Origin of the sequence: Seonamhaeicola sp. ML3, assembly GCF_023273855.1 — a bacterium.
Taxonomy (GTDB): domain Bacteria; phylum Bacteroidota; class Bacteroidia; order Flavobacteriales; family Flavobacteriaceae; genus Seonamhaeicola.
This window is the reverse complement of record NZ_CP096884.1, coordinates 849826-863908: the sequence shown is the minus strand read 5'-3', so window position 1 is coordinate 863908 and position 14083 is coordinate 849826. Positions and strand designations below refer to the sequence as shown.

The 14083-nt window shown below is 35.1% G+C and carries 11 protein-coding genes; 5 read left to right on the top strand and 6 right to left on the bottom strand.

Annotated features, from left to right (window positions below):
- Positions 1 to 30 precede the first annotated feature (30 nt).
- Complete coding sequence (locus M0214_RS03990; RefSeq protein WP_248724180.1) at positions 31 to 2529, top strand: DUF5686 family protein; 2499 nt, start codon at positions 31 to 33, stop codon at positions 2527 to 2529.
- Positions 2530 to 2533: 4 nt separating this feature from the next.
- Here M0214_RS03990 and M0214_RS03985 read toward each other — a convergent pair whose 3' ends face one another.
- Positions 2534 to 3010, bottom strand: a complete 477-nt coding sequence (locus tag M0214_RS03985; RefSeq protein WP_248724179.1) for a RidA family protein — start codon at positions 3008 to 3010, stop codon at positions 2534 to 2536.
- A 29-nt stretch (positions 3011 to 3039) separates the two neighbouring features.
- Entirely contained in the window at positions 3040 to 3924 is an 885-nt protein-coding gene (locus M0214_RS03980) for a RidA family protein (RefSeq protein WP_248724178.1), read from the bottom strand.
- Positions 3925 to 4127: 203 nt separating this feature from the next.
- Here M0214_RS03980 and M0214_RS03975 point away from each other — a divergent pair, with 203 nt between their 5' ends.
- Positions 4128 to 5642, top strand: coding sequence for an NADP-dependent isocitrate dehydrogenase (locus M0214_RS03975; RefSeq protein ID WP_248724177.1), 1515 nt, complete (start codon positions 4128 to 4130; stop codon positions 5640 to 5642).
- An 87-nt stretch (positions 5643 to 5729) separates the two neighbouring features.
- Here M0214_RS03975 and M0214_RS03970 read toward each other — a convergent pair whose 3' ends face one another.
- Positions 5730 to 6224: a DUF2867 domain-containing protein gene (locus M0214_RS03970; protein WP_248724176.1), complete on the bottom strand. Its 495-nt coding sequence runs from the start codon at positions 6222 to 6224 to the stop codon at positions 5730 to 5732.
- A 73-nt stretch (positions 6225 to 6297) separates the two neighbouring features.
- On the opposite strand from M0214_RS03970, the gene M0214_RS03965 reads away from it, so the two are divergent.
- Positions 6298 to 6918, top strand: a complete 621-nt coding sequence (locus M0214_RS03965; protein WP_248724175.1) for a TetR/AcrR family transcriptional regulator — start codon at positions 6298 to 6300, stop codon at positions 6916 to 6918.
- 1 nt (position 6919) lies between these two features.
- Here M0214_RS03965 and M0214_RS03960 read toward each other — a convergent pair whose 3' ends face one another.
- Positions 6920 to 9139 carry a M1 family metallopeptidase gene (locus M0214_RS03960; RefSeq protein ID WP_248724174.1) on the bottom strand — a complete coding sequence of 740 codons (2220 nt, stop codon included), beginning with the start codon at positions 9137 to 9139 and terminating at the stop codon, positions 6920 to 6922.
- Between the two features lie 182 nt (positions 9140 to 9321).
- Here M0214_RS03960 and M0214_RS03955 point away from each other — a divergent pair, with 182 nt between their 5' ends.
- Together M0214_RS03955 and M0214_RS03950 are read left to right on the top strand one after the other, a co-directional pair.
- Positions 9322 to 9864, top strand: a complete 543-nt coding sequence (locus tag M0214_RS03955) for an inorganic diphosphatase (protein ID WP_248724173.1) — start codon at positions 9322 to 9324, stop codon at positions 9862 to 9864.
- 280 nt (positions 9865 to 10144) lie between these two features.
- Positions 10145 to 12475 (top strand): sodium-translocating pyrophosphatase, encoded by a 2331-nt coding sequence (locus M0214_RS03950; protein ID WP_248724172.1) that lies wholly within the window; start codon positions 10145 to 10147, stop codon positions 12473 to 12475.
- A gap of 100 nt (positions 12476 to 12575) precedes the next feature.
- Here the strand turns inward: M0214_RS03950 and M0214_RS03945 are convergent, their stop codons facing one another.
- Both M0214_RS03945 and M0214_RS03940 read right to left on the bottom strand, forming a co-directional pair.
- Positions 12576 to 13190, bottom strand: coding sequence for a deoxynucleoside kinase (locus tag M0214_RS03945; RefSeq protein WP_248724171.1), 615 nt, complete (start codon positions 13188 to 13190; stop codon positions 12576 to 12578).
- Positions 13191 to 13192: 2 nt separating this feature from the next.
- Entirely contained in the window at positions 13193 to 13972 is a 780-nt protein-coding gene (locus M0214_RS03940; protein WP_248724170.1) for a hypothetical protein, read from the bottom strand.
- Between the last annotated feature and the right edge of the window lie 111 nt (positions 13973 to 14083).

The window sequence follows — 14083 nt, the reverse complement described above, 5'->3', positions numbered from 1 at the left end:
AGGTCTTTATTATTAGAATCAGAGTTTTAAATGAAAATAAAACTATTTTTTGTTCTTTTCTTAGCAGTTGTTGGCTTAGCTCTATCTCAGACTAAAGTTAGCGGATTGGTCTTTGATGAAGACAATGAACCAATTGCTTTTGCTAATGTCATTTTTCAAGGGTCTACTCAGGGAACTATAACAAACGAAGATGGGAGGTTTTATTTAGAGTCTGAAGAAAATTGGGACGCACTTGTAATCTCATTTATAGGATATGAAACTTTAATATTCCCTCTAAATAAAAAAGTTAACTACAATTTAGAATTCATTTTAAAAGAGGAGGCTGCCCAACTAGATGCTGTGGTTCTAACTACCGGTAAGCAATCTAAAAAAAACAACCCTGCCATAGACATTCTTAGAAAGATATGGGAAAACAAAAGAGAAAACGGGTTAAAGCGCTTTAAACAGTATGAATACGATAAATACGAAAAAGTTGAATTCGACATTAATACCATAGATAGTGCTCTTATAAAAAGTCGGTTGTTCAAAGGTATGGAGTTTGTATTTAATGAAGTGGATACCTCCAGGGTAACAGGTAAAACCTATTTGCCTATGTTTATAAACGAGGCAGCATCAAGAGTTTATGGCGATAACAGCATTAATAAACAGAAGGAAGTTTTGAAGGGTAATAAGAATTCTGGCTTTAGTGATAATCAAGTAATCATTGATTTTGTTGATGATTTGTATTCCGATTTCAATGTGTACGACAATTATTTAAAGTTCTTTGACAAGAGTTTTGTAAGTCCTTTATCAAGAACCGGAATTAACACTTACAACTACGTTTTAACCGATAGTGCTTTTATTGACAATAAATGGTGTTTCAATATTATTTACTATCCCCGAAGAAAAAATGAACTCACCTTTAAAGGAGATTTTTGGGTTGCCGACACCACCTACGCTGTTAAGGAAATTAATCTACAGGCCTCAAAGAGTGCTAACATAAATTGGGTTAAAGAAATTTATATCGAACAGGAGTTTGATGTGCTCAACGATTCACTCTTTTTAGTGAAACGGGATTATATGATGTCCGATTTCGCATTCAGTAAAAAGGAGCAATCAAGAGGTGTTTATGGTAAGCGCACTACACTTTACGATAATTATACTTTCGATTTGGAAAAGGATAAGAAATTCTATGACGCCGAAGTGTACAATTACGACCAAGATGTTTACGATAGAGATGATGCCTTTTGGGAGCAGAACAGACTCGAGGCACTTAATAAAGATGAAAAAGGTGTTTACAAAATGCTTGATACCTTAACCACTGTTAAAAAGTTTAAGCGACTCTATAACTTAGGAAGTATTTTATCATCTGGATACATAGAGTTCAATACATTACCATTGGATTATGGACCTATTTTTTCCACTTTTGGCTTTAACGATGTAGAAGGGTTGCGATTACGAACCGGGGGAAGAACTTATTTTGGAAGAAACGATTTATGGCGATTAGAGGGCTTTTTAGCCTATGGTTTTAGAGATGATAAATTTAAGTATGGTATTTCAGGAAAAGTACTCTTAGACAAGAAAAGTAGACTAATAGTCTCTGGCGGAAACAGAAGAGATGTAGAACAAATTGGGGCTAGCTTAACCACAAGCACTGATGTTTTAGGAAGGAGTTTAGCTTCTTCTGCTGTGGTAGGCAATGGGTCTAACGACAAATTAACTACAATAAACCTTACAAGTTTTGCTATAGAAGCAGAACCCTTTAGAAATCTTATACTTAGATTAGGTGCTAATTATCGAACACTAGAATCGGCCTCTCCAACCTTTAGTTTGGATTACAATACGCCTACAGGAGTTGAGTCTGAGATTAAACAATTTGAAACTTCGGCATCTGTATTTTATTTTCCTGGCCGAAAAACCACAGGATTTGGTGTAGAGCGTCTGGATGCTAACGATGATTATGCCCGTGTTTTTGCCCAAATTAGTAGAGGGGGTAGAAATATGTTCAAAAGCGATTTTGATTATACTAAGTTGCAGTTTTCTTATGTGCAACCGTGGCAGTTGGGTGGTTTTGGAAGGTTAACAACCTCTATTGAAACTGGAAAAACTTTTGGAGAAGTACCTCTTGGTTTGTTGAGTGTTATACCTGGTAACCAAACATTCTTTTCAATTTACAACACCTTCTCTCAGTTGGATTTCTATGAATTTGTTTCAGATACGTATGCTTCATTTCACCTGCAACATAACTTTAACGGGAGGTTGTTTTCTAGAATACCATTTTTAAGAAAATTAAATTTACGTGAAATCGTTAGCATTCGAGGAGTTTGGGGAGACTTATCTCAAGAAAATATAGCCTTAAGTAATGTGCCTAGCAATCCTGCCAATTTAGAGCTTATTGCTCCAAACAAAGAACCCTATTACGAATACAGTTTGGGTATTGGTAATATTTTTAAAGTGTTTAGAATAGATTTTAACTTCAGGGGTAACTATTTGGATAATCCCGGATCTAGGAAGTTTGGGGTAACCGGGGCATTTGGTTTTAATTTTTAATATTTTACCTTGCGGCTATGGCTTCAATTTCTAAAAGCCATTCCTCTCTATATATTCCAGTAATTACAATTGTTAGAGCAGGTTTAATGTCTTGAAGCTTATTTTGTCTAAGTCGATAAACTACAGGTAGATACTTTCTGTCCGACACAAAAAAATTCACCTTAACTAAGTTTTCGGCTGTCATATTAGCATTTTTTAGCTGTTTCTCTACATTAGCCCATGCATATTTACATTGTTCTTTAATAGTCTTTGGTACTTCATTTTGTTCGTTTTCAGGGATTTGCCCACTTATGAATAATAATTCGGAAAAGTCTGTAATCTTTACAGCTTGAGAGTAGTCCCAATTTGGATTAGCATCTATTCTTTCTTTTTTCATTATTTTTCCATTGGTATCTTGTCCCAGAACAGGAATTGAAAGTAAGAAGCAGATAATTAAAGCTATGTTTTTGGTAATTTCTGATTGTATTGATTGATGTTTCATTTTATTCTAAGTAATTATTTGTGATTCACTTATTTAATAACAATGGCAGTTCCAGATAGTTCAATTAATTTTTCTTTGCTGTATAAAGAAGAGATTCCGATAAATACGTTTGGAGGCATCTTAATATTTCCGTAGAGTTTTTTTCTTACTTTGAAAAACATGTCTAGATCTTTGTCGGGGTCATAATCTACTATGTATATTTTCATTTCAACTAAATCGGCGAATGTTGCGCCAGCTTGTGCCAAGCGTTTTTCAATAGCTTTATAAGCGGTTTCTAGTTGCATTTCCTTGGTCTTTCCAGTTCCTACTTGGCCTGCAATATAAATTGTTTTATGGTTTTCATGGTCTATTGCCACTACGTTGGTTAAAGCTGTTATGGGGTCGATATGTTCTCTGGTTATCTTATTTTTTTTAACAGGCGTGTAGTTGTTTGATGGGGCTGGCATTAGTATATCTTCAAAGTATTTAATCCATTTTCCCTTTATTAGCGTTTCTCCATATTCATGAAATTCTCCTTTTTTTGTTTTTTCAAAAGTTAGTTTGTTCTTTGGGTTGAAGGTTACTAAAAATTTACCGTCAACAAATTTACCCTTGTATTTGCCGGCACCAGTTTTATTAAACGGTTGATAATAGAAGCAACTGTCTTTAACACTGTAAGTTATAATGGTATGTAAATCTAAGCTGGAAGATGTCACATCTATTGCTATAGCATTTCCTCCAAGTATATAATTAACACTTTCCTGTACTTTAACTCTAGTGGTGTTTTTAACGGAGTACTCTGTAGACGTTCCCGACCAATTCCCCATCATGAATGAAAGTTTTGCTAATGCTTGTTTTTCAGTTTCTTGACCGGTACAGAAGTTTATTGAGAATATTACTATCATTAGGGCTTTAAATAATTTACTTGAATTCATTGGTTTTATTTTTTAGTGGCCAATATAATTAAGATGTATTCTAAGAATGTTAATTCCTTGTTATAATTATTGAAGCTGAAGAGGTGTTTTAAATCACTTGAACTTTAATATTTTCATAAAAAAAATTAATGTTTTTTATAAAAAATATAAATAAAAATATATGATTTTATTGTTTTAATTTTACTTCAGAAAAAAAATCGATCATGGAAGTAAAAGCATTAAACGGTAGTTTTAAAAAAGGAAATACACTTAATAAAGTAAAGATAGCAATTGCTCAAGGTGATGGTATAGGTCCGGAGATTATGGATGCTACACTTAAAATTCTTAGGGAGGCAGGAGCTAACATAGAACCTAATTATATTGAACTAGGGGAAAAGGTTTACTTGTCTGGAAACACATCCGGTATTACCACAGAGGCTTGGGAAACCATAGGTGATACCAAAATAATCTTGAAAGCACCCGTTACTACACCTCAAGGAAAAGGGTACAAGAGTTTAAATGTAACTTTGCGCAAATCTTTAGGGCTTTTTGCCAATGTGCGTCCAGTGGCAGCTTTACATCCATACGTGCATACCAACTTTCCAAACATGGACGTAGTAATAGTAAGGGAAAATGAAGAGGATTTATATGCCGGTATAGAACACCAACAAACCGATGATGTGGTACAGTGTTTAAAGCTAATAACTAGACCCGGTTGTGAGCGTATTATACGTTATGCTTTTGAATATGCAAGAGCTTTTGGTAGAAAGAAAGTGACCTGTATGATTAAAGATAATATCATGAAGCTAACCGATGGACTTTTCCACAAGGTGTTTATTGAAATAGCTTCAGAATATCCAGATATTATTAATGAGTCTCAAATTATTGACATTGGTGCAGCGCATCTAGCCGCACATCCAGAACGCTACGATGTTATTGTTACATCAAATCTTTACGGAGATATCATATCTGATATTGCGGCAGAAATTGGAGGCTCTGTTGGTATGGCTGGTTCTGCAAATATTGGAAAGAACATAGCTATGTTCGAAGCCATACACGGATCTGCTCCCGATATTGCGGGTAAAAATATCGCTAACCCATCTGGGCTTATAAATGCTGCAATTAATATGTTGGCATACATAGGTCAGTCCGATGTAGCCGATAAAATTAAAAATGCTTGGTTAACTACATTAGAAGAAGGCTACCACACAGCCGATATTTATAATAATAAATTCAGCATAAAAAAAGTGTCAACTAGCGAGTTTGCTGATGCCATTATTGAACGCTTAGGTGAGACGCCCAGAAAATTAGGCGTTAGTAAGCTTACTAGTGGTACAGGTGAGATTTTTATTCCTGAATACAAAAGAAAAGAGGCGAAGAAGCAGTTGCTTGGAGTTGATGTGTTTATCGATTGGAAAGGTTCAAATCCAGAGGAAATAGGGGGCATACTTTCAGGTATAAATGCATTTAAATTAAAGTTGAAAATGATTACCAATAGAGGTGTTAAAGTGTATCCCAAGGGATTAAAGGAGACCTATTGTACAGATCATTGGAGGTGTCGCTTTGTAGCTGTAGATGCTGACATAGAAACACAAGAGCCAGTATATAAACCAGTAGAATTCGAACAAGTTTTGGCGTTGCTTTCAAAATTACATAATACAGGTTTGGATATTATTAAAACTGAAAACCTCTATGAATTTAACGGAAAGAGAGCATTTTCTTTAGGCCAAGGCGAATAATAGTAAATAGTTTGTTTTTGTTATAGTTAGTTTGGGGCAGAGCCTGCATATATTTATGTGGGCTTTGCTTCGTTTTTTTAGGATTCTCTAATGAGAATCAACATTATAGGCTCGTTTCACCATGCTTTTAACCACAATACGATGAAATGGAGCAACAATGACCATATATGTCTTACCAAAAAAATTATTGTATTCTACTAGAGTGGTTACTTTTATATTAAAACTTGGCTCGGACGAATCAAGGATACTTACTCTAAAATTAAGGTGCTTATCGTCTGCGCCCAGAATAAGCTCGTTGTCAAGAATATTGTAAATTTTAAAAAAACCAGAGTAACCTCCTACTTTAAAGTCGATGTTGTAATCTTCTGGCATGTCTACTTTTAATCCAAAAGGTTTAACAAGCGTATTCCGAAGTTTCATTAAAAACCCAATCCAACCTGGAAAAGTTCCAAATATTAAATTTGAAATTGTTTTTAAGTCGTCTGTTTTATTGGTTGTGGCAAAAGTATCCTTAAAATCAATTTTTGATAGTGCCGATTTGATAGCGTTTGTGTTTGGTATTGTCTCTTCTCTTATTTTCATGGTTTCTAAATTAGGTCAAATGTACTAATTTTTAATAAATAGGTCAAGTTTACTAAAACGGTATATTTGTTATATGAAAACCAGAGATGTTATTTTAGAAACAGCATTAGAATTATTTAATAACGAAGGGCTTTCTGAGGTTACCCTTAGAACAATTGCTTCTAAAATGGGTATTAGCCAGGGCAACCTAAATTATCATTTTAAAAAACGACATGAAATCTTGGAAGCCTTGTATTTTAAATTAGTTCAAAACATTGATGAGGTGATTCTTAAAAGTAATAATCATAAACATCTTTTGGAAGGTTTTATGACAATATCAAAAAGTATGATGTTCTGTTTTTATGAGCATCGCTTCTTTTTTTTAGATTTTGCTTCTATTTTGAGGCAAAATGAAAAAATTAAAACGCATTATATTACGCTTCTTAAAGTTAGGGAAACACAGTTTGCCTCACTATTAAATGGATTAAAAAATGATGGTATAATTAGAGAAGAAGAGTTGCCTAACGAATACTTGAACCTTTACAGGCGTGGTCATATTATATCAGACTTTTGGATGTCTGCTGCCCAAACTCAAGATAAAAAACTCACTTTGAATGCCATTGATGAACATTTTAATACCATGACACAAGGAATTTATCCCTACCTAACAGATAAGGGAAAGAAAGAATACCAAGATTATTTCAATAAAAAATAAATTAGTTTTTGCTTTTAAACGAATCAAATTCAGATTTCGAACTAGTTTTTGGAAAACTATTATTTGCTGTGTCAGTATCTGCAAATTCAAAATTAGGGTCTAAGTTTACTTCGACTACTTCTTTTTCTTTAACAAAAGTTTTCTTGATTTCATATTCATTTCTTCTCCAAACATCAGCAGGTAGACGGTCAATTTCTTTGCTGCCGTCACTGTAAACCCATTCAATAGTTACCGGCATAACCAGACCACCTTTGTTTTTAATAGTGATTTCGTAAATATTTTTTCCAGAAAGTTGTTTTTTCACCTCCTCTTCGTCTATACGTGATAGGAAACCACCATAAACTGCATCTGGTGTTTTGGACATTTTAATCGTTTCAGGACCATTAGAAAAGTCTTTGGCATTACTTGTCTTCCCATCTGCCTCTATTTCCATCTTGTAGGATTTTCGTTGTTCTTCAATATTTTTGTTCTCCTCGTATATTTTAAACCATTTTACATCGGCTAGTTCAATATCTACATGGTCTGTTGTAAAAAACCAACCTCTAAAGAACCAGTCCAGATCTACCGCTGTAGCGTCTTCTAAAGTTCTAAATAAATCTCCGGGATTAGGGTGTTTGTATTTCCAACGATTTGCATATTCTTTAAAGGCTTCGTCGAATAGTTCTTTGCCTACAATGGAGTTTCTCAACATTTGGAGGCCTACGGTTGGCTTCAGGTAAAAATTGGCGCTAAATTGACTTAACAATTCATTGTCTGAAGTAGTCATAATGGGGCGTAAAATGTTTTTGTCGCCACTCATAAACGGCACAATACTTTTTGGGGTAGTACTGTTAAAATCTGGATAGCGCTCTGCAACGGTGCGTTGGTGTAGAAAGGTGTTTAGGCCCTCGTCCATCCACATCCATTTGCGCTCATCCGAACTCACAATCATAGGAAACCAGTTATGTCCAACCTCATGAATAATAGTGCCAATCATACCGGCTTTTGCACCTTTGCTCATTTTTCCATTCTTTGGTCTTCCGCCGTTAAAACTTATCATTGGGAATTCCATACCTATATTAGAGGTGTTTACAGAAATACATACGGGGTAGGGATAATCGAAAGTCGCTTCAGAATAGACTTCGAGTGCATGCATTATAGCTTTTGTGGATTCTTCTTTCCAAACAGGTAGACCCTCTTTGGGGTAAAAAGACATTGCCATAACATTATTTGTTGGTAATTTTACGTTTTGAGCGTCCCACAAGAATTTTCTGGATGAAGCAAAAGCGAAGTCTCTAACATTTTCTGCCTTGAATTTCCAGGTTTTTTTCTTTGTAGTTTTTTCTTTTTCATTGGCCTCAGCTTCTTCTCTGGTAATAATCATTACCGGTTTTTCAAAAGACTTTTCCGCTTCTTTTAGTCTCTGTCTTTGTTTTCTGGTTAGTACAGATTCTGGATTTTGAAGTGTTCCCGTAGAGGCTACAATATGGTCTTGAGGAACTGTTATAGTAACATCATAATTCCCAAACTCTAACGCAAATTCACCTAGCTTTTGAAACTGCTGATTTTGCCAACCTTCAGTATCATTATATACAGCCATCCTTGGGAACCAATGTGCCATAAGGTAAACCGTATTATCATCTTCTGGAAAGTGCTCATAGCCTTCACGAGATAAAAGAAACATGCTGCGGTCGGTTATATGGTAGGACCATGCTATTTGTATGGTGGTTGAAGTATTGGGCTGTAGGCTGGTGTTAAGCTTTACTTTCATCATGGTATTGTTTACCATAGATTTCAAGTTGTTGCTATTGCCATCTTTAACATATTTTATAGTATAACCAGCAGGAAAGTTTATGGCTCGAGTTAAAAACTGGAGTTGTCGCGCGTTCATGCCGTCTCTCATATTGTTATTAATGGAGCCAAAATCTTCATTTCCCTTCTTGTTTACATTTTGTTCCAGTTGAATCCATACATAGCTAAGTTCATCTGGTGAGTTGTTAAAGTAAGTGATTGTTTCTTCTCCGTGTACGGTGTTGTTAACCTCATCTAATTCGGCCTTTATTTTGTAATTAGCACGTTGTTGCCAATAATCTTTTCCAGGAGCACCACTTGCTGTTCTGTAAGTGTTTGGTGGTGCAATCAAATTATCAATAGGTTCAAACTTGCCTTGCCAAGGCTGGTTTTGTGCACTCAAATTTGCACATAGGAATAAAGCAACAAGCGTTGTTAAAATAAGTCGCATATTGTAAAGAGTTAGTCGTAGTCGTAAAATGCTTACAATATACTAATAAATAGTCATTTTTTTTAACAATTTGTAGTTTAAGTTAAGTTAATGTTAGGCTTTCATAAAAATTAAGTAAGCATAGTATATTATGTTGTTAATGGTTAAGTTCTTCAGTACATTTGTCAACCAAATACTTAACTATGACCAAGAAGAAAGACTTAGAAAAGAATGATGTAACCTTTGATGTGTTAATTGAAATACCTAAAGGAAGTAGAAATAAATACGAATACGATTTTACACTACACAAGATACGCTTTGATAGAATGTTGTTCTCATCAATGATGTATCCAGGGGATTATGGATTTGTTCCAGAAACTCTAGCTTTAGATATGGATCCATTAGATATTCTTGTTTTGGGTCATCAACCAACTTACCCTATGGTAGTAATGGAGGTGAGACCAATAGGTGTTTTCCACATGGCTGATGAAAAAGGTCCTGATGAAAAATTAATATGCGTTCCAGTTTCTGATCCAATATGGAGCAATAAATCTGATATTTCAGATTTAAACCCACACAGGCTGAAGGAAATCGAGCATTTTTTCCAAGTATACAAGGATTTAGAAAAGAAGAAAGTCGATGTTGGCGGTTGGGGTAATGCTGAGGAAGCTGTTAAGATTTACCACGAATGTGTTGAACGATACGAAAATAGCGAACACAAGAAAAAACGAACATTTGTTATCTAGAATACTATATTCCATTGAAATATTCAAGCCATCTGTAAAGATGGCTTTTTTTTGTTGAAATAATTGGTGTTCAGTAGATTGTGTTTTTTTTGTCACCACCCGAGTTTCATTTGTAAAAACCAAGAAAAAACATAACATAAATCATAGTTTTATCAATACTGTAATTTGAGCTGTTATTTAGTGTAAAATATTTAATTTAAAGGGGTTTTTTTATCAATTTTATTTTCCTATTTTTAGCGACTTATAAAAAAGTATTAACTATAAACCAACTAAATAGAATATGGAATTTATTGTAGATTTTTTACCGCTTTTTGGAGTCTTAGCTTTAGCTTTTGTTTTTATAAAAAGTGCATGGGTATCCAAACAAGATGAAGGTACAGAAACCATGAAAGTAATTGCAAAGAATATAGCTGATGGAGCTATGTCTTTCCTAAAAGCAGAGTATAAAATATTATCAGTTTTTGTAATTGCAGTTGCAGTTCTTTTGTATTTTAAAGGAAGTAGTGAAGATGGGTCTAATGGTATGGTCGCTGTTTCATTTATAGTAGGTGCCATTTGTTCTGCTTTAGCTGGTTTTATTGGAATGAAAGTAGCAACCAAGGCCAATGTAAGAACTACAAGTGCTGCTAGAAATTCTTTGGGCAAGGCGCTAGAAGTAGCTTTTGCTGGTGGAGCAGTTATGGGACTTGGTGTTGTAGGTCTTGGGGTTTTAGGATTAAGTGGATTGTTTATGGTCTACAGTGCGCAAGGATGGGGTATCACAGAAGTGCTCAACGTGCTGTCTGGATTCTCACTCGGGGCATCATCTATTGCGTTGTTTGCTCGTGTTGGTGGTGGTATTTACACTAAAGCTGCCGATGTAGGTGCAGACTTAGTAGGTAAAGTAGAAGCAGGTATTCCTGAAGATCACCCGTTAAATCCTGCTACTATTGCAGATAATGTTGGTGATAATGTAGGTGATGTTGCTGGAATGGGTGCCGATTTATTTGAGTCTTATGTAGGTTCAATTATTGGTACAATGGTTCTTGGGGCACTAATCACAACAGGTGATTTTGACGGCCTAGGAGCAGTCTATTTGCCATTGGTATTAGCAGCTATAGGAATTGTTATGTCCATAATAGGAACCTTCTTTGTTAGGGTAAAAGATGGCGGTTCTCCCCACAAAGCCCTAAATATTGGAGAGTTTGGTTCTGCCGGACTAATGGTAGTGGCTTCATACTTCATCATTGATATCATGTTAGCTGGAACCTCAAGTTTTGAACATGGTTCCATAGGTGTGTTTTATGCGGTTTTAGCTGGTTTAATAGCTGGATTAGCCGTAGGGAAGGTAACTGAATATTATACAGGGACAGGGACAAAACCAGTAAATTCGATAGTTAACCAATCTGAAACTGGAGCTGCAACTAATATTATTGCTGGTTTAGGTATAGGGATGATGTCGACTATGTTTCCTATCATTTTAATAGCTGCTGCAATTTTAGTGTCGCATCATTTTGCCGGATTATATGGTATCGCAATTGCCGCTGTGGGAATGCTTGCAAATACAGGTATTCAATTGGCAGTCGACGCTTACGGACCAATTTCTGATAATGCTGGTGGTATTGCCGAAATGGCCGAGTTGCCAAGTGAGGTAAGAGAGCGTACAGATAAATTAGATGCTGTTGGAAATACTACTGCTGCTATTGGAAAAGGGTTTGCTATTGCTTCTGCAGCCTTAACGGCGTTGGCTTTGTTCGCAGCTTTCATGGAAACTGCAGGGGTAGAGTCTATTGATGTTTCCCAACCAAAAATTATGGCCGGATTACTAGTAGGTGGTATGTTGCCATTTGTGTTTTCTGCGTTGTCAATGAATGCTGTTGGTAGAGCTGCAATGGCCATGATTGAAGAGGTGCGTAGACAGTTTAGGGATATTCCTCAGTTAAAAGCAGCTTTAGAAATCATGAGAAAATATGATTCTGATATGAGTAAAGCTTCAGATGCTGATAGAAAGATATTTGATGCGGCAAACGGTGTTGCTGAATACGATAAGTGTGTCGATATTTCTACAAAAGCTTCTATCAAGGAAATGGTATTACCAGGTTTATTGGCGATTGCTGTTCCTGTTGCCGTTGGATTTATTGGAGGAGCAGAAATGCTAGGAGGTTTATTGGCTGGTGTAACAACCTGTGGTGTTTTAATGGCTATTTTCCAGTCTAATGCAGGTGGCGCTTGGGATAATGCTAAAAAAACTATTGAGGAGCAAGGTAGAAAAGGGACAGATGCTCATAAAGCGGCAGTTGTTGGAGATACTGTAGGTGATCCTTTTAAAGATACCTCAGGACCTTCATTAAACATTTTATTAAAATTAATGAGTGTTGTTGCTTTGGTTATTGCACCTAGTTTGGTGTCAGATGAGGCTGTACAAGCTTATAACGAAAATGCTCCCGATGTTGAAATGGTTGAAATCACCAAGGAAGTGAAAGTAGATATGACTACAAATGATGATGGTACAGCAAAAGCGGTTGTAACTATTGTAACCGTTGAAAATGGTGAGGAATCAACCAGTTATCAAACTTTTGAAGGGACTGAAACTGAAGTGAAAGCGCATATTAATACAATTAAAAAGAGTTAAATAAATAGCAATTTTAAGTGAACTAAACTAAATCAAAACTAACTAAAACTAAAAACCACGCCGAAAGGCGTGGTTTTTTATTATGCTTTAAATTCTATTTTTAAAATAGACCATTTATCTCGGCATCGATGGTATTAATCACACTTCCTAAATCTTCTGGGTTGTCCACAAAGTTTAAGTTGTCTACATCGATAATTACCAATTTTCCATTCTTATAGCCATGAATCCACGCTTCGTAGCGTTCGTTTAGTCTGCTCAAATAATCGATACTAATAGAGTTTTCGTAGTCTCTTCCTCTTTTGTGAATTTGAGATACTAAATTAGGGATAGAACTTCTTAGGTAGATTAATAGATCGGGACCTTTAACTAAAGACTCCATTAAATCGAAAAGCGATTTATAATTTTCAAAATCTCTATTGGTCATTAGGCCCATAGCGTGCAAATTGGGTGCAAAAATATGAGCATCTTCATATATTGTTCGGTCTTGTATAATGTCTTTGCCGCTTTCCCTAATTTGTAATACTTGGCGGAATCTGCTATTTAAAAAGTACACTTGAAGATTAAAACTCCAGCGTTCCATTTGGTTGTAAAAGTCATCTAGATAAGGGTTGTCTACAACATCTTCTAATTGGGCCTCCCATTTATAATGCTTCGCGAGTAATTTGGTTAAGGTTGTTTTTCCAGCTCCAATATTTCCGGCAATTGCAATATGCATACTTAATTTATTTTTAATTGAAATTGTTGTAGTTTTTGATTCTGGTAAATATACAAGGTTTCATTGGTTACAAAAAACTGATTTATCAACAAATTTGGTAGTGTAATTAAAGTGGCTTCGTTATCGTTTTTTCCTTGGTAGTACAACGCGTTTTGTTTTTTTAAAATGAGATTTCCATTGTTCTCAATAAGCTCAGAATATCCTTGGTTTTTTGTTTTACTGACTAGGTTTCCAAAGTAATTATACTCGTAAATATAGTCTTCGGTTAACAGCCAAACGTTGTTGTAATTACTAACCAGGTCTAGAATTTTATTTTGAATGGGTAATGACCTGGCCTGTGTAGTGTTATTTTTATAATTGTATAATTCTAGCTGTTGATTGTCTTGATTAAAAAGCCACAGCGTGTTGTCAAAGCCTGCAGAAACATGGGTTACGTTCTTGTAGGGAAGAATTCTGTTGAAGTCAATCCTGAAAATTTCTGCTAACCTATTATCGAGTATAATAATGGTATTAAAATCGTGATAAAATAAATTTATTTTCAGAGGGTTGAAAGCGTTGGCCGATGTTACTTCACCCAATTGTAAATTATTGTAAGATAGTGTCTCTGAAGTTGTTTTTCTGTAGATAGTATTTTCTTGTAAATAAAAAACAGTTCCAAAATTATCTATGGCAATAATTTTATCACTGGTAAATTCAGTGGTTTTTAAAAGTGCTGTATCAATACTTTTTTGAGCGAATACAAAAAAAGGAAATAGAAAAAATAAAAAAAATAGATGTTTCATTGTTGCTTGAAAATTACAAAAATCAAACCAATTTTTCTGTAATAAGGTATAAGGTAGACTTAAAAAAAATTGCTTATTGAAGTTTAGTTTAACCCCATGGCTTATATTTTG

What these genes read in the sequence shown, in the direction of transcription:
- M0214_RS03980 (WP_248724178.1), bottom strand. Translation starts at nt 3,924, where the DNA reads ATGAATTCAAGTAAATTATTTAAAGCCCTAATGATAGTAATATTCTCA.
- M0214_RS03975 (WP_248724177.1), top strand. Translation starts at nt 4,128, where the DNA reads ATGGAAGTAAAAGCATTAAACGGTAGTTTTAAAAAAGGAAATACACTT.
- M0214_RS03990 (WP_248724180.1), top strand. Translation starts at nt 31, where the DNA reads ATGAAAATAAAACTATTTTTTGTTCTTTTCTTAGCAGTTGTTGGCTTA.
- M0214_RS03985 (WP_248724179.1), bottom strand. Translation starts at nt 3,010, where the DNA reads ATGAAACATCAATCAATACAATCAGAAATTACCAAAAACATAGCTTTA.
- M0214_RS03945 (WP_248724171.1), bottom strand. Translation starts at nt 13,190, where the DNA reads ATGCATATTGCAATTGCCGGAAATATTGGAGCTGGAAAAACAACCTTA.
- M0214_RS03960 (WP_248724174.1), bottom strand. Translation starts at nt 9,139, where the DNA reads ATGCGACTTATTTTAACAACGCTTGTTGCTTTATTCCTATGTGCAAAT.
- M0214_RS03965 (WP_248724175.1), top strand. Translation starts at nt 6,298, where the DNA reads ATGAAAACCAGAGATGTTATTTTAGAAACAGCATTAGAATTATTTAAT.
- M0214_RS03950 (WP_248724172.1), top strand. Translation starts at nt 10,145, where the DNA reads ATGGAATTTATTGTAGATTTTTTACCGCTTTTTGGAGTCTTAGCTTTA.
- M0214_RS03955 (WP_248724173.1), top strand. Translation starts at nt 9,322, where the DNA reads ATGACCAAGAAGAAAGACTTAGAAAAGAATGATGTAACCTTTGATGTG.
- M0214_RS03940 (WP_248724170.1), bottom strand. Translation starts at nt 13,972, where the DNA reads ATGAAACATCTATTTTTTTTATTTTTTCTATTTCCTTTTTTTGTATTC.
- M0214_RS03970 (WP_248724176.1), bottom strand. Translation starts at nt 6,224, where the DNA reads ATGAAAATAAGAGAAGAGACAATACCAAACACAAACGCTATCAAATCG.